We start from the raw sequence: 15,866 nt of genomic DNA on the forward strand, positions 1-15,866 counted from the left end.
AGTCACCGTTGACCTTTCTGTTCTGTGAGCAGCCACTGTGCGGTCTCGAGATCGGTGACCAGGATGGTCGCGAACCCGCCGCGCAGTGCCCCGAGGATCGACTCCTGGCGATGGGCTCCGCCGGAGACGAGGATGGTGGTCGGGCAGTCGTGGACGCGGGGCAGCGGCACCGACACGGTGCGCCCCACCAGTGACGAGGCGACGGGGACACCGTGGATGTCGTAGAACCGGCCACCGATCTCGCCGACGGCTCCGAGATCGGTCAGCTCGTCGAGCACCGTCGCGTCGATGAACGCACCCTCGAACAGGGTCGTCGACGTCGACACCGATCCGACGCCGAACAGCATCACGTCTGCGTTCTCGGCTGCCCGTAACGGCTGCGACAGAATCGAGTCGCGCTGCATCGCGGCGACGGTGTCGATGTCTGCGTACAGAGGTGCGATCAGTCGCATCGGTTGTGCGCGTAGCTGTTCGGCGAATCGGGACAGTGCGTGATCGACGCCGGTGTGGTACTCGACCGATGTCATCGACCCGTCCATCTGCACCACCCGCCGGCAGGACGCCGTGCGGTGCGACAAACCGTCGGCGACGGCCACCTGCTCGGGCCCCCAGGTGAAAGCCAGTGTGTCGGTGGGGTTGATGCGGCGGGCCAGCACCGACGACCCGGCCCGGCCGAGGGCCGCGTCGCCCGATGCCGTGCCGTCGGCGGGGGAGTCCATGATGAACACCTCGTCGAGTCCGAACGCCGTCTCGACCGCGCGCTCGGTCTCGGGATGGATCGATGTGCCCACGCCTGCGGGTGCCGCGACGGTCACGGTCACCAGTCCCTGCGCCCGGGCCCGCGCCACCAGTCGTCCGGCCGTCGGTCGTGAGACGCCCAGACGTGCGGCGATCTCGGCCTGGGTGGCGCCCTCGAGGTGGTACATCGTCGCCGCGCGCAGCAGCAGGCGTACGTCATGGCCCGACTCGGTGCCCGGGCCCCCCGACTGCAGTGACTGACGGGGGGATCGGCGCGGCGCCTGCGGTGCGGTCATCGTCGACCTCCTCCACGATGAGGGTGAGCAGATGCTCACTAGCGGTTCATATGTTCAATACGCTAGCATCCCAAATGTGACGCAGACAACACTTTCTCCGCTGAAACCGGAAGTTCCCGACACAATGACCGCCTCGGTGTTGGTGGAGACCGGGCGCGTGGAGACCGAGACCCGCCCGGTGCCGACACCGGCCCGCGGCGACGTCCTCGTCGAGATCGCCGCGGTGGGGGTGTGTGGATCCGACGCTCACTACTACCGCCACGGACGGATCGGGGACCATGTGGTCACCGGACCCATCGTTCTCGGGCACGAGGCATCGGGGCGCATCGTCGCGGTGGGCGACGGGGTGTCTCCGGCACGGATCGGCCAGCGGGTGTCCATCGAACCCCAACGGCCCGATCCGGACTCGGCGGAATCGCGTCGCGGCGACTACCACCTGTGTCCACACATGGAGTTCTATGCGACCCCGCCGATCGACGGGGCACTGGCCCAGTACGCGACCATCGGCGCGGCGTTCGCCCACCCGGTGCCGGACTCCGTCGGCGACGTCGCGGCCGCCCTGTTCGAACCGCTCTCGGTGGGGATCGCATCGATCCGCAAGTCCGGCGTCACCGTGGGTGGTTCGGTGCTCATCGCCGGGGCGGGACCGATCGGTTTGATGTGTGCGCAGGTCGCCCGCGCCCACGGAGCGACACGGATCGTGCTGTCCGACATCGACTCCGACCGGCTCGCCACGGCCGCGGGGTTCGGCGCGACGGGCATAGTCGGTCCCGACGAGGTGGCGGGCCTCGAGCCCTTCGACGCGTTCGTCGACGCCTCCGGTGCGCCGTCGGCCATCACCGCGGGCATCGGGGCGGTGCGCCCCGCCGGACGGGTGGTCCTCGTCGGCATGGGTGCCTCCGACCTCACCATCCCGGTGTCGATCGTCCAGAACCGCGAGCTCGTCCTCACCGGTGTGTTCCGTTACGCGAACACCTGGCCCACCGCCACGGCCCTGGTGACCGCGGGACGCGTCGACCTCGACGCGATGGTCACCGGACGGTTCGCCCTCGACGAGGTGGCCGATGCCCTCGAGGCCGACCGCCTCGCGGGCAGCATCAAGGCGGTCGTCTTCCCCCAGCGCCTCGCAGGCGACGGTGCCCCATCACGTGAGAGGCAGACATCATGACCCGGACCGTCCGTGACACGTCCTCGCCGGTCGGACTCGACGAGGCGCATCTGCCCGACATCGGATCGATCGCCGTACCGACCTATCGTCGGCGCGACAACCCCTGCGGCATCGTGCACTTCGGGGTCGGGGGGTTCCACCGGGCGCATCAGGCGATGTACGTCGATCGCCTGCTCGCCGCGACCCCCATGCCGCCGTGGTCGATCTGCGGCGTCGGCGTGCTGCCCGGCGACGCCCGTATGCGTGACGCGCTCGTGCCGCAGGACGGGCTGTACACGCTGACACTCAAACACCCCGACGGCGCGGTCGAGACCTCGGTCATCGGGTCGATCGTCGACTATCTCTTCGCCCCCGACGACCCGGAGAAGGTGATCGAGACGATGGCGGCGCCGACCACCCGGATCGTCTCGCTCACCGTCACCGAGGGCGGGTACAACATCTCGAGTTCGACCGGCGAGTTCGATCTGTTGGCGCCCGACGTCGCGGCCGATCTCGTGCCGAACGCCATCCCGCGCACCACGTTCGGGCTCATCACCGAGGCTCTCCGGCGACGTCGCGCGAGGGGTGTCGCATCGTTCACGGTGATGTCGTGTGACAACATCCCCGGCAACGGCCACATGGCACGCCGGGTGTTCACCGCCTTCGCCGGTGCCGCCGACCCCGAGCTCGCACAGTGGATGGAGCTGCACACCGCGTTCCCCAACTCGATGGTCGATCGCATCACGCCGGCCACGCCGGCCGAACTGGCCGACGAGGTGATCGCTCGCACCGGTGTCGCCGACCGCTGGCCGGTGGTGGCCGAGCCCTACACCCAGTGGGTGCTCGAAGACGAGTTCTCCGCGGGACGGCCGGCGTTCGAGGCCGTCGGTGTGCAGATGGTCGCCGACGTCGCGCCCTACGAGCTGATGAAGCTGCGGTTGCTCAACGCAGGCCACCAGACGCTCTGCTACTTCGGACACCTCATGGGATACCGACTCGTCGACGAGGCGGCGAGGGACCCCCTGCTGGAGAGGCTGTTACGCGCCTACATGCAGACCGAGGGGCGACCCACGCTCGCCGCGGTGCCCGGCGTCGACCTCGACGACTACATCGACACCCTCATCGAGCGCTTCGCCAACCCCGCCATCGGCGACACCATCGCCCGCCTCTGTGCCGAGTCGTCCGATCGCATCCCGCAGTGGCTGGTGCCCGTCATCGCCGAACGTCTCGCCGACGGCGGCTCGGTCGCGTGTGCGGCCGCGGTGGTCGCGGCGTGGACCCGCTACGCCGAAGGGGTCGACGAACAGGGCGATCCCATCGAGATCGTCGACCAGCGACGGGATCTCCTCATGCCGCTCGCGCAGGCCAGTCGCGACGACCCCCGTGCGTTCGTCGGCGTCACCGACCTCTTCGGCGATCTCGCCGACCGCGAGGACTTCATGGAGCCGTACACGTGGGCACTGGAGAGCCTGCGCGAGGACGGTGCGCGCGCCACCCTGGAGGCCCTCCTCCACGACCGCTGACGGTGCCACGACACCGCGCCCGCGTTCGAGTCCACGGAGCGCGGATCAGCGGTAGGTCTGTGCTTGCGCGGCGCGGTACCGCGAAAGGATCGCCGGTTGCGGGTCGGCCTCGAACCGCTCGGTGGCCGACAGCGCCCACCGCGGTGGGGTGTCGGCGCCGGTCAGTGCCCACGCGGCCTGGCGTGCGGCTCCGTCGGCGACGTACTCGCCCGGTTCGGGCACCAGCACGGGCAGACCGAAGACGGCGGGCGCGATCTCCCGGACCGCGCGGGAGCGGACCCCGCCGCCGACGAGGATGATCCGCCGGGCCGACACACCCTGGGCGACGATGAAGCCGAGGCCGTCGGCGAGGGAGCACAGCAGGCCCTCGACGGCGGCACGTGCGATGGTCGCCGGGGTGGTGTTGGCCATCGAGAGTCCGGCCAGGGTCGCACGCGCGTCGGGGAGGTTCGGCGAGCGTTCGCCTTCGAAGTACGGGATGAGTGTCGCCCCACCCGAGCCCGGCTCCGCCGAGAGCGCGAGGTCGGAGAAGGTGTCGAGATCGACGCCGAGCATCCTGGCGAACGATGCCAGTACCGGGGCCCCGTTGAGGGTGCACACCAGCGGCAGTTGACGTCCGGTCGCGTCGGCGAAACCGGCGACATAGCCTGCGGCGTCGTGCGATCCGACGTCGGTCACCGCCGACACGACACCCGAGGTGCCGAGTGACACGATCACGTCGCCCGGCTGGGCGTCCAATGCCAGTGCGGCCGAGGCGTTGTCGCCGGCACCTGCGCCCAGGCGGGCTCCGGCGGGGGTGTCGCCGGGGGAGTCGCTCGGGCCCAGCACCACCGGAAGCGCCGGCGTCCGTCCCCGCAGGGCCATCGACAGCAGTTCGCGGTCGTAGTCGCCGGTCACGGCCGAGAAGTATCCGGTCCCGCTGGCGTCGCTGCGATCGGTGGTGAGATCGGCGATGTCGGTGCCGCCGCGCAGCTGCCAGGTGAGCCAGTCGTGGGGCAGGCACACCGCAGCGGTCGCGTCGGCGTGGTGGGGTTCGGCGTCGGCGAGCCAGCGGAGTTTCGTCGCGGTGATCGATGCGACCGGAACCACCCCGATGCGCTCGGCCCATGCCGCCGCGCCGCCGAGCTCGTCGACGAGATCGTTCGCGGCCGACGCGGAGCGGTTGTCGTTCCACAGCAGTGCATCCCGGATCGGGTTGCCGTCGGCGTCGAGGCAGATCATGCCGTGCTGTTGCGCGCCGACCGCCACCGCGTCCACGTCGTCGAGTCCACCGGCGTCGGCGACCGCGGTCTCCATCGCCGTCAGCCACTCCCGCGGATCGATCTCGGTGCCCGCCGGGTGGTCGGCGCGCCCGGATCGGATGAGGGTTCCGTCGTCGGCGTCGCGGACGACCACCTTGCACGACTGCGTCGACGAGTCGATTCCGGCGACGAGACCCACGGTGGTTCCTCTCAGGCGACGCGTTCGAGAACGGCGACGGGTCCGGCGGACCACAGCGTCGCCACGTCGACGCTACCGGCCGCGGCCGCGCCGGTGATGGGTGATCGCCATCTGCCCTCGGGGAGTTCGACGGTCGTGCCCGTCGGGTCGCCGAGGCGCTCGATCGCCGCGCGCGCGGCCACCACGACCACGTCGAGCTCGTGGGCGTGTCCTCTGGCGAACGCGATGACCTCGTCGGAGGCGGCGCCGTGAGCGGTCAGCGGCACGTATCGACCGCCCGGCCCGAAGGATTCGCGGTGACCGCGGCGCACGGCGAGTGCGACGGTGACCATCGCGGTCTTGGGGTGATCGAGGGACTGCGTGTAGTCCACCGGCCGGCGGTTGTCGGGATCGACCAGGCTGTCCTCGAACCACTCGGTGCCCTGGTACACGTCGCCGAAGCCCGGCATGAACAGTCCCAGCGCCTTGTGGACGACGCAGGCGTCGACGATCTCGGGCCCCAGATCGGCCACGAGCGTCGCGATGTCGGCGCCCACGGGTCCGTCGAGCACGGCATCGATCCAGGCGTGCACCCGTTCCTCCACCTCGGTGTCCACGCGGGTCCAGGTGGTGATGGTCCCTGCCTCGCGGATTGCCTTGGTCGCGTAGTCGTGCAGCCGCTCGCGGAGGTCGGCCGAGACCGCCGCCGCGTCGAGGGGCCACACCCCGATGATGTTCTGCAGCAGGAACAGTCCCGTCGTCGCATCGGGCGATGGGGTCGTCGACACCATCCGGTCGACGATCGCCCGCCACCGATCGGGGTGACGGGTCAGCAGGCCGATGCGGGTGCGGACGTCCTCGCCGCGCTTGGTGTCGTGGGTCGACAGTGTCGTCATCGCCGAGGGCCAGTCACGGGCGCGGGCCACGCAGAAGGCGTGGAAGTCGGCGACGGAGGTGCCGAACAGGCCGGGGTCGCCACCCACCTCCTGCAGGCTCACCAGACGCGCGGTGCGATAGAACAGACAGTCCTCGACACTCTTCGCGGTGGTCGCGCCACACACCTGGGCCAGTCGCGCCGAGGCCTCGCCGTCGACGGCCACTGCGGTCTCGATCGTGTCCAGAGCAGACGACAGATCGGGACGTCGTCGCTCCACCTCGGCGAAGGTGTCGAGGAGGCGTTGGCGCAGGGTCGGATAGTCGGCGCGGTACACACCCAGTGACGCCACCACCTCGCCGATGGCGGCATCGAGATCCGCGGCGTCCACGGGCGGGGTCCCGCCGTCGGTGGTCGCGACGATCGCGCGTCGAAGCCGGGCGCGTTCGGCCCCGAACAACTCCGACAGCTTGTCGAGCTTGATGGCGTGTTCGTGCTCGTCGATCCAGGCGCGGTCGCCGGGGTTGCCGGTGACCGATCGGTGGACTGCGGTGAACGCCTCGGCGGCCGAGCGGTCGACGAGGACGCCGTCGAGCACGCGGAGCGCCTCGTAACCAGTGGTCCCGTCGACCGGTAGCGACGGGTCGAGATCCTCGTCGGTGGAGAGGATCTTCTCGATCAGCAGCAGCCTGTCGTCGCCGATGTCGGCCCGCAACCGGGCGAGATAACCCACCGGGTCGGTCAGACCGTCGGGATGGTCGACGCGCAGGCCGTCGGTGAGATCCTCGTCGATCAGCAGGCGCACCAGGGTGTGGGTCGCGTCGTAGACCGCGGGCTCCTCCTGCCGCATCCCGGCCAGGCCGTTGACGGCGAAGAACCGCCGGTAACCGATGAGGCCGGCGTCCCAGGGCACCAGCCGGTAGTGCTGGGCGTCGTGGGCGGCGCGCGCATCGGAGGTGTCGGTGCCGGGGGCAAGGGGGAACCGGTGTTCGTAGAAGGCCAGTTCGGCTGTCCCCGAGGCGGTGTCGATGGTCAGGGCGTCGAGGTCGGCGGCGTCGCCGAGCACCGGCAGCGCGATGCGACCGTCGACGCCGTTGTCACGGGCGACGTCGATGTCGAAGTACGAGGCGTACTGCGAGTCGCGACCGTGGGTGAGGACGTCCCACCACCACGGGTTCTGTCGTGGGTCCTCGACGCCGGTGTGGTTGGGCACGATGTCGACGATGATCCCCAGTCCCGCCGCGCGGGAGGCCGCACGCAGCGCGCGCAGGCCGTCGAGTCCACCGAGCACCGGCGACACCTCCGGCGGTGGTACCCAGTCGTATCCGTGCGTCGACCCGGCCATGGCGGTGCCGATCGGTGACAGGTAGAGGTGGCTGACCCCCAGGGCGGCGATGTGCGGCAGCAGATCGACGACGTCGGCGAAGGTGAGGTCGGCGGTCAGCTGCAGGCGGTAGGTCGCGACGAACACGGGAGGCCATGGGGGAGCGGTGGTCTCGCCGGCAGCCGTGGTCTCTGGCTCACCCACCGGTCAGCCGGCCTTGCGGAGCACGAGCAGCGAGCGGTCGCGCACGGTGACCGTGTGACCGCTCGATGCGGCGACGGTGGTGGCGCCGGTGGCCGACGCCGAGTCGAGGACGCCGACCCACTCCGAGCCGTAGTAGCTCGAGGGCAGCACGAAGTCGAGCGGTTCGTGGTGGGCGTTGAAGCACAGCAGGAAGGTGTCGTCGACGACCGGGCGGCCGCGGACGTCCTTCTCGCCGATGCCTTCTCCGTTGAGGTACACCGCGAGGCTCTTGCCGAAACCCGAGTCCCAGTCCTCTTCGTTCATCTCCACACCGGCCGGGGTGAGCCATGCGATGTCGCGGGCCTGATCGCCCGAGCGGATGGGGCGTCCGGCGAAGAACCGCCGCCGGCGGAACACGGGGTGTTCGGCGCGCAGTGCGATGGCCGCCCGGGTGAACGCGACCAGGTCGGAGTTCTTCTCCGCCAACGACCAGTCCATCCACGCCAGCTCGGAATCCTGGCAGTAGACGTTGTTGTTGCCCTGCTGCGTCCGGCCCATCTCGTCGCCGTGGGCGATCATCGGTGTGCCCTGGCTGAGCACCAGTGTCGCGAGGATGTTGCGCTGCTGACGTCCACGCAGTTCCTCGATCTGCGGGTCGTCGGTGGGGCCCTCCACCCCGCAGTTCCACGACCGGTTGTGGCTCTCCCCGTCGCGGTTGTCCTCGCCGTTGGCCTCGTTGTGCTTTTCGTTGTAGGACACCAGGTCCCGCAGCGTGAAACCGTCGTGCGCGATCACGAAGTTGATGCTCGCGCTGGGTCGGCGGCCGGTGTCCTCGTACAGGTCCGACGATCCGGTGAGCCGGGAGGCGAACTCGCCCAGCGTCGCGGGCTCACCGCGCCAGTAGTCCCGCACGGTGTCGCGGTACTTGCCGTTCCACTCCGTCCACAGGCCGGGGAAGTTGCCGACCTGGTAGCCGCCCTCCCCGACGTCCCACGGTTCGGCGATCAGTTTGACCTGGCTGACCACGGGGTCCTGCTGCACGAGATCGAAGAAGGCCGAGAGCTTGTCGACGTCGTGGAGCTCGCGGGCGAGGGTCGAGGCGAGGTCGAAACGGAAACCGTCGACGTGCATCTCGAGCACCCAGTACCGCAGCGAGTCCATGATGAGCTGCAGCGTGTGCGGATGACGGACGTTGAGGCTGTTGCCGGTTCCCGTGTAGTCCATGTACATCTCGGGTCGGCCGTCGACGAGACGGTAGTAGGCGGCGTTGTCGATGCCGCGCATACAGATCGTCGGGCCCATGTGGTTGCCCTCGGCGGTGTGGTTGTAGACCACGTCGAGGATGACCTCGATGCCCGCCTCGTGGAACGAACGCACCATCGCCTTGAACTCGGTGACCTCGCCACCGGCGCGCCGGTTGGCGGCGTAGTCGCCGTGCGGGGCGAGGAAGCCGAAGCTGTTGTAGCCCCAGTAGTTTCGTAGCCCCTGATCCAGCAGCGTCTGATCCTGCAGGAACTGATGGACCGGCATCAGCTCGATCGCGGTCACGCCGAGGTCGGTGAGGTGATCGATGATCGCCGGATGCGCCAACCCCGCGTAGGTGCCGCGGAGTTGTTCGGGCACCTCCGGATGTGTCGCGGTCATGCCCTTGACGTGCGCCTCGTAGATGACGGTCTCGTGGTACGGCCGATTCGGGGCGCGGTCGTGCTGCCAGTCGAAGAACGGGTTGATCACCACCGAGGTCATCGTGTGGCCGAGGGAGTCGAGCGCAGGCAGGCCGGGGACGTCGGGGTCGGCGAAGTCGGCGTCGATGGCGTTGCCGTCGTGGACCGATTCCTCCTCGGGCTCGACCGGCTCGGGTTCGGGCTCGGTCGGCGCGGCGGACTCGGTTTGCTTCTGCTGTTGCTCGGGCGCGGTCACGACACCGTCGCCGATCTCCTCGGCCCCGCGGTCACCCGCCGGTTCGTCGTCACCGGGGAGGTCGATCGGGTACGAGTACAGCGACCGGTCGCCGTCGAACTCCCCGAAGAACGACTTGCCGTACGGGTCGACCAGCAGCTTCGACGGATCGCACCGCAGACCGTTCGCCGGGTCGTAGGGGCCGTGCACGCGGAATCCGTAGCGCTGGCCCGGCGCGACCGACGGCAGGTAGCAGTGCCACACGTACCCGTCGACCTCGTCGAGCCGGATGCGGGTCTCGGAGTCGTCAGGGGAGATCAGGCACAGCTCGACCGCGGTCGCGACCTCGGAGAACACCGAGAAGTTGGTTCCCGCGCCGTCGTAGGTGGCGCCGAGAGGGTAGGCCGTTCCGGGCCAGACCATCAGCTGATCGGGGGCCGGGGTCACCGGGCCGGTGGTGCCGGGAGCTTCGGTCATTCCCACCCTCGCGTATTCATGCACCGACCCTAGCCGCCCCGGGCGGTGCGCTCATCTCGGACGGGTCCGGGTCGGACGCGACCATCCTGCGCCCGTCGGGGGTGTCGTTGCCGAAAGGGGCTCAGGCCCAGGGGAACACGGCCTGCAGCTGACGTTGTAGCTCGGGGGCGAGGCTGCGGACGAAGGTCGCGCTGAGGTGATGCCAGTCGTGATAGACCGACACGTTGCCGATGATCGCGGGGCAGAAGCTGTCGTCGCACCAGCCCCGACTGAGGTCGATCGGGTGCAGGTTCGGGAACTGGGCGACCACGGCCTCGGTCGGGTTGACCGCCCCGTACGCGGTGTCGCGGGAGGTGCCGCAGCTCTTGGCGTTGCCACCGTTGGCCAGGCAGGTGGGGGAGTCGATCGCGCCCTTGCCGTTGTGCGGCCACACGCTGTCGCGCACGCCCAGGACGGGGATGCCGGCGCGATTGAACTGATCGAAGATGCCCAGGTAGTCCGGCGGCACCCATTCGCCGATGATGCCGTCGCGCGGGCGGGTGGAGTTGGTGAAGACGGCGTCGGGTCGGTCGGCGATGATGCGCCGCATCGTGCCGCGCACCCACTCGGCGCACTGGGGATAGGGCACGCCGTTCTCCTCCGGCGCCGGATCGGTCGAGAGGGGACAACCCATCTTGAGGTAGGTGGTGACCTTGAAGTGGTACTGCTTGCCCAACAGGTCGAGCGCGGAGATCCAGTACTCGGCGTGCGATCCGCCGGCGAGGGCGATCGTGCGCGTCGCGGTCGGGTCGCCGTACACGCCGACGCGCAGCTCCGGGTCGGTGAAGTTGCTGATGAAGCCGTCGTAGGACGTCTCGGGCAGGTCCTTGAGCACCTCGAGGGCCTTCGGGACCGGGTCGACGTGCGGGACCGGCGCACCCTCGAGGAACGCCCGCGCCCCGGGATAGATCGTCGGGTCGAGGTTGCGGGTGTCGACGGTGATGCCGTCGACATGGCGTTGCCAGGCGGTGATCCCGACTCCCGCGACGAGCACACCCACCACGAGCAGGGAGGTGAGCACCCCCGCGTAGGAGATGGCGCGCCGGGCGCGTCGGTGGCGTGCGCGTCCGGTCGGGACGGGTTCACGCAGCGTCGCGGAGGTGCCCGCGCCGTCGGCGACGAGGCGATCGGGCGAGGCGTTCGTGCGCGCGCCGGTCGCCGACCGTGATGCACGCAACGGATCCTCGACCCACCGCTTGGTCGACCACGCCAGGCCGATCGACACGGCGATCAGCACGACACCCTCGACGAACGACGCCGAGTTCTTCTGACGCCACGCCAGATAGAAGATGAGCAGCGGCCAGTGCCACAGGTACAGCGCGTAGGAGATCGAACCCAGCCACACCGGGAACCGTGAGGCCAGCCCCCGGTTGACGAGGGGCATCGCGACCCGCTCGCCGCGCTGGGTCGCGGTGGCACCGGAGAAGATGATCGCCAGCGTCGCGAGCACCGGCACGAGGGCCAGTGGTCCGGGGTAGGAGTCGACCCCGACGATCCACCACCCGCAGGTGACGATGAGCCCCAGCGCGACGACGGCGACGACGTTGCGGATCCACACCGGCACGCGCACGCGGGGCATCCACACCGCGAGGAGGCCGCCGGCGAGTGGTTCCCAGGTCCGCGCGATCGTGTCGTAGTAGTTGAACGGCTGGTTGATCGGCATCCGCATGTGCGCCCAGTAGAACGACACGGCGGCGACGGCGAGGATCGCGAGCGACACGATCGCCCGGATCACCGCGGGCCTGCGCAACGCGGGCAGCGCCGACGATGCGATCTTCAGCAACCCGGCGAACGCGAGCGCGGTGAGGATGGTGACGACGAAGAACTGCCCCTGGACCGACATCGACCAGAGGTGTTGCAGCGGGCTGTTCGCCGAGCTGGCCGCGGTGTAGTCCTGGGAATTGAACGCCAGGAACCAGTTCTGGTAGTACAGCGCGCTGGCGATGACCTCTCGGCCGGTGGCGGCCCAGCGTGTCTGCGGCAGGACGACGACGGTGAGCACCGTGACGGCGAGCAGCACCGTGACGAGTGCGGGGAGGAGACGTCGGGCCAGGCGCGTGAGGCGGCGCCACGGGTTGACCGCCGTGGCCAGCGACACCGACGGGCTCTGGCTGACGATCACGTGCTTGAGCAACGAACCGACGAAGAAGTACCCGGAGAGCGTGAGGAACACGTCGACGCCGCCGGAGACCCGACCGAACCAGATGTGGAAGCACGCCACCAGCGCGATCGCGATCCCGCGGAGCCCGTCGAGGTCGGTGCGGTACGCCGACGCCGGATCGACGTTCGTCTGCGTCCGCTCCTCGGAGCGTGTCGGGGCGGTCACCACGTCGTCAGTCCCACTGCTCTCTCGCCGATCCTCACAAGTGTTCTTCGCGTTGCAATGTACCTTTCGCGGGCGGGTAATCCACGTCGGTGACGCCCGGGCACGCCGGTCGGACCTGGCCCGACGGCGTCGATACGCTCGACGGATGCCCGCCGATCCACCCCCCACCACCGTCCCCGCCGCCGCGTCCCTCACCGTCGAGCCCCTGACCGCCGAGGCCGTGGTGGCTACCGATCGCGAACTCATCTGGCATCCCTACGGATCGATGACCGCCGACGCGACGGCGCCGATCGTGGTGGATTCCGCGGGCGGCACACGCCTGCACCTCGCCGACGGCCGCTCGGTCGTCGACGGCATGAGCTCCTGGTGGGCCGCGGTCCACGGCTACGCCCACCCGGTGCTCGACGCGGCGGTCCGCGACCAGATCGAGAAGATGGCGCACGTCATGTTCGGTGGCCTCACCCACGAACCCGCCGCGCGACTGGCCCGTCTGCTCGTCGACATCACCCCCGCCCCCCTGCAACGGGTGTTCTTCTGCGACTCGGGATCGGTGTCGGTGGAGGTGGCGGTGAAGATGGCGCTGCAGTACTGGCGCGGACAGGGCGTCACCGGCCGACGCCGTCTGCTGACGTGGCGCGGCGGCTACCACGGCGACACGTTCACCCCGATGAGCGTCTGCGACCCCGACGGCGGGATGCACGCGCAGTGGACAGGGGTGCTCACCGAACAGGTCTTCGCCCCCGCACCCCCCGCGGAGTTCGATCCCGCCCACATCACCGAGATCGAGCGGCTCGTCGAGACCCACCGCGACGAACTCGCCGCCGTCATCGTCGAGCCGGTCGTGCAGGGCGCCGGTGGCATGCGGTTCCACGACCCGCGGTACCTCGTCGAGCTGCGGCGCATCTGCGACGACCACGGCCTGCTGTTGATCTTCGACGAGATCGCGACCGGGTTCGGCCGCACCGGCGAGCTGTTCGCCGCCGACCACGCGGGCGTCGCGCCCGACATCATGTGCGTGGGCAAGGCCCTCACCGGCGGCTACCTGTCGATGGCGGCCACGCTGTGCACCGCCGACGTCGCGACGGTGATCAGCGAGGGCGAGATGGGGGTCCTCGCCCACGGGCCGACGTTCATGGCCAATCCTCTCGCGTGCGCGGTGTCGGTCGCCTCGGTACAGCTGCTGCTCGCCGGCGACTGGCGTGCTCGGGTCGCGCACATCGCCGACGTCCTCGACGCCGGGCTCGCACCGCTGTGTTCACGTCCGGGCGTCGCCGACGTCCGGGTTCTCGGCGCGATCGGGGTGGTCGAACTCCACGAACCGGTCGACATGGCCGCCGCGACCGCGGCCACCCTCGACGCGGGGGCCTGGCTGCGACCGTTCGGGCGGCTGGTCTACACCATGCCGCCGTTCATCTGCGACGACGCCGACCTCGCCACCATCGTCGCGGGCATCACCGCCGTCGTCGACGCCCACGAGGCGGCCTCGACGCCGGCGTGATGTGAGACGCTGACGGGCGATGACCGCCGGCGAGATCTCCGACCCGACCGTCCGGAACGCCTCGGCGCTGGACTGGCTCACCGAGGCTGCCCGGGTCCGCGAGAACGCCGGACTGCACCGTGTCCTGGCCCCGCGCGCGGCCGACGACACCGCGCTGAACCTGGCCTCGAACGACTACCTCGGGCTGTCGTCGGATCCCCGCGTCGTCGCCGGCGCCGTGGAGGCGACCACCCGCTGGGGTGCCGGCGCGACGGCGTCGCGGCTGGTGGTCGGGACCACCGGGGCCCACACCGCACTCGAGGCCGATCTCGCCGACTTCCTCGGCACCGAGGCCGCGCTGGTCTTCTCCTCGGGATATCTCGCCAACGTCGGTGTCATCTCGTCGCTGATGGGACGCGGCGATCTCATCGTGAGCGACGGCGGGGCCCACGCCTCGCTCATCGACGGATGTCGGCTGTCGCGGGCTCGGGTGGTGGTCACCGACCGCGGCGACGACCGCGCCGTCGCAGACGTCCTCGCCGCGCGCACCGAGGCGCGCGCGATGGTCGTGACCGACTCGGTCTACAGCATCGACGGCGCCGTGGCGCCGGTCGCCGAACTGCACGACGCCGCACGTGCCCACGGCGCGGTGCTCGTCGTCGACGAGGCGCACGCACTGGGCGTCCGCGGCCCCGGTGGCCGGGGAGTCGTCGCCGAACTCGGCCTCGCCGGGCACCCGGATCTGATCGTGACCGCCGTCCTATCGAAGTCGTTGGGTTCGCAGGGAGGCGTGGTCGCCGCATCGACGGCTGTGTGCGACCACCTCGTGGATCGTGCGCGCAGCTTCATCTTCGACACCGGTCTCGCCCCGGGCGCCGTCGGAGCCGCGGCCACCGCGTTGCAGGTGTTGCGCGCCGAACCGACCCTGCCCGAACGCGTACGCGCCGCGGCCCGACGTCTCGCCGACCGGTGCGGCGCGTCCGTCCCCGACGGCGCCGTCGTGTCGGTCGTCATCGGTGAGCCGTCCGACGCCGTGGCCGTCGCCGCCGCCTGCCGCGACCGGGGCGTGCTCGTCGGGTGTTTCCGGCCGCCGTCGGTGCCACCGGGCACCTCGCTTATCCGACTGACCGTGCGCGCCGATCTCACCGACGCCGAGATCGACCACGTCGCGCAGGTGCTGCAGTCCGCACGCGCCGAGGTGACCGGCACGTCCACGAGAGGTGACCGATGACCGTCGTCGTGGTCACCGGCACCTCGACCGACGTCGGCAAGACCGTCGCGACCGCGGCGCTGGCCGCCACCGCCCTGGGGGCCGGGCTGTCGGTCGCGGTGTGCAAGCCCGTGCAGACCGGTGTCGGCGTCGACGAACCGGGCGACCTCGCCGAAGTCGAGCGGCTCGCCGGGATCACCACCGGGATCGAGTGCGCGCGCTACCCCGAACCGCTTGCCCCGGAGACCGCGGCGACCCGCGCCGGGATGCCGATGGTGGCGCTCGCCGACATCACCGCCGCCGTCGCCGACGCCTCCGCCCACCACGACCTCGTGCTCGTCGAGGGGGCCGGCGGCGTACTCGTCCGCCTCGCCACCGACCTCACGATGCTCGATGTCGCCGCGGCGCTGGGCGCCCCGGTCGTCGTCGTCGCCGACGGCGGTCTGGGCACGCTGAACCACACCGAACTCACCGTCGACGCACTGCGTGCCCGCGGCCTCACCGCCGCCGGGATCGTGATCGGGTCGTGGCCCGCCGAGCCCGACCTGGCCACGCGTTGTAACCGCGATGACCTGCCGCGTCTCACCGGTGTACCGGTGACGGGCGTCGTCCCCGCGGGTGTCGGCGCGATGACGCGACCTGAGTTCACCTCGCAGGCGCCGACGTGGTTCGACACCGAGTGGGTCACCGGACTCGTGTCGGGATAGGGCACACTGACCAGACATCCGCTGTCCGTACGACGTGATCGAGGAGGGCTTGTGACCCAGGCTCCTGTCCGCCAAGCAGTTCCCCAGACGCCTTCGGGTGCCGCTCCCGCGGCCGCCGGAGGTTCGGCCGACATCCTCGAGGTGGCGCGTGCGCAGGTCCTCGAGGGCGGGGAGGCGCTGCGTCAGGACCAGGTGCTCGAGGTGCTCCGGCTCGGCGACGACCGGCT

The 15,866-nt window shown here is 70.3% G+C and carries 10 protein-coding genes and 1 pseudogene; 6 read left to right on the forward strand and 5 right to left on the reverse strand.

Annotated elements, in window-relative coordinates; translation table 11 throughout:
• Window positions 1-2: 2 nt before the first annotated feature.
• Window positions 3-1,034: a sugar-binding transcriptional regulator gene (locus ACLBW1_RS16895; RefSeq protein WP_447812944.1), complete on the reverse strand. Its 1,032-nt coding sequence runs from the start codon at window positions 1,032-1,034 to the stop codon at window positions 3-5.
• A 124-nt stretch (window positions 1,035-1,158) separates the two neighbouring features.
• On the opposite strand from ACLBW1_RS16895, the gene ACLBW1_RS16900 reads away from it, so the two are divergent.
• Both ACLBW1_RS16900 and ACLBW1_RS16905 read left to right on the forward strand, forming a co-directional pair.
• Window positions 1,159-2,202, forward strand: a complete 1,044-nt coding sequence (locus ACLBW1_RS16900; protein WP_447812945.1) for an NAD(P)-dependent alcohol dehydrogenase — start codon at window positions 1,159-1,161, stop codon at window positions 2,200-2,202.
• A complete protein-coding gene (locus ACLBW1_RS16905) occupies window positions 2,199-3,704 on the forward strand; it encodes a mannitol dehydrogenase family protein (RefSeq protein WP_447812946.1) in 1,506 nt (501 codons plus the stop codon). The genes ACLBW1_RS16900 and ACLBW1_RS16905 overlap by 4 nt, the downstream gene beginning before the upstream one ends.
• Before the next feature lie 45 nt (window positions 3,705-3,749).
• Here the strand turns inward: ACLBW1_RS16905 and ACLBW1_RS16910 are convergent, their stop codons facing one another.
• From ACLBW1_RS16910 to ACLBW1_RS16925, 4 genes are all read right to left on the reverse strand, one after another.
• Window positions 3,750-5,144, reverse strand: coding sequence for a xylulokinase (locus ACLBW1_RS16910; RefSeq protein ID WP_447812947.1), 1,395 nt, complete (start codon window positions 5,142-5,144; stop codon window positions 3,750-3,752).
• 11 nt (window positions 5,145-5,155) lie between these two features.
• Complete coding sequence (gene treY / locus ACLBW1_RS16915) at window positions 5,156-7,525, reverse strand: malto-oligosyltrehalose synthase (protein WP_447812948.1); 2,370 nt, start codon at window positions 7,523-7,525, stop codon at window positions 5,156-5,158.
• Between the two features lie 3 nt (window positions 7,526-7,528).
• Window positions 7,529-9,880, reverse strand: a complete 2,352-nt coding sequence (gene glgX / locus ACLBW1_RS16920; RefSeq protein WP_447812949.1) for a glycogen debranching protein GlgX — start codon at window positions 9,878-9,880, stop codon at window positions 7,529-7,531.
• A 121-nt stretch (window positions 9,881-10,001) separates the two neighbouring features.
• Window positions 10,002-12,248, reverse strand: coding sequence for an acyltransferase family protein (locus tag ACLBW1_RS16925; RefSeq protein WP_447812950.1), 2,247 nt, complete (start codon window positions 12,246-12,248; stop codon window positions 10,002-10,004).
• A 142-nt stretch (window positions 12,249-12,390) separates the two neighbouring features.
• Between ACLBW1_RS16925 and ACLBW1_RS16930 the strand changes: the two genes are divergently transcribed.
• From ACLBW1_RS16930 to ACLBW1_RS16945, 4 genes and pseudogenes are all read left to right on the forward strand, one after another.
• Window positions 12,391-13,743, forward strand: a complete 1,353-nt coding sequence (locus ACLBW1_RS16930; RefSeq protein ID WP_447812951.1) for an adenosylmethionine--8-amino-7-oxononanoate transaminase — start codon at window positions 12,391-12,393, stop codon at window positions 13,741-13,743.
• A gap of 19 nt (window positions 13,744-13,762) precedes the next feature.
• A complete protein-coding gene (locus tag ACLBW1_RS16935; protein ID WP_447812952.1) occupies window positions 13,763-14,953 on the forward strand; it encodes an 8-amino-7-oxononanoate synthase in 1,191 nt (396 codons plus the stop codon).
• Window positions 14,950-15,639 (forward strand): dethiobiotin synthase, encoded by a 690-nt coding sequence (gene bioD, locus ACLBW1_RS16940; protein WP_447812953.1) that lies wholly within the window; start codon window positions 14,950-14,952, stop codon window positions 15,637-15,639. The genes ACLBW1_RS16935 and bioD overlap by 4 nt, the downstream gene beginning before the upstream one ends.
• A 51-nt stretch (window positions 15,640-15,690) precedes the next feature.
• Window positions 15,691-15,866, forward strand: a pseudogene (locus ACLBW1_RS16945) (biotin synthase BioB); the annotation flags it as partial.

This window comes from Williamsia sp. M5A3_1d (assembly GCF_053345315.1).

Coding starts and splice junctions, on each gene's coding strand:
- bioD (WP_447812953.1), top strand. CDS start 14,950: ATGACCGTCGTCGTGGTCACCGGCACCTCGACCGACGTCGGCAAGACC.
- glgX (WP_447812949.1), bottom strand. CDS start 9,880: ATGACCGAAGCTCCCGGCACCACCGGCCCGGTGACCCCGGCCCCCGAT.
- ACLBW1_RS16935 (WP_447812952.1), top strand. CDS start 13,763: ATGACCGCCGGCGAGATCTCCGACCCGACCGTCCGGAACGCCTCGGCG.
- ACLBW1_RS16900 (WP_447812945.1), top strand. CDS start 1,159: ATGACCGCCTCGGTGTTGGTGGAGACCGGGCGCGTGGAGACCGAGACC.
- ACLBW1_RS16905 (WP_447812946.1), top strand. CDS start 2,199: ATGACCCGGACCGTCCGTGACACGTCCTCGCCGGTCGGACTCGACGAG.
- ACLBW1_RS16895 (WP_447812944.1), bottom strand. CDS start 1,034: ATGACCGCACCGCAGGCGCCGCGCCGATCCCCCCGTCAGTCACTGCAG.
- ACLBW1_RS16930 (WP_447812951.1), top strand. CDS start 12,391: ATGCCCGCCGATCCACCCCCCACCACCGTCCCCGCCGCCGCGTCCCTC.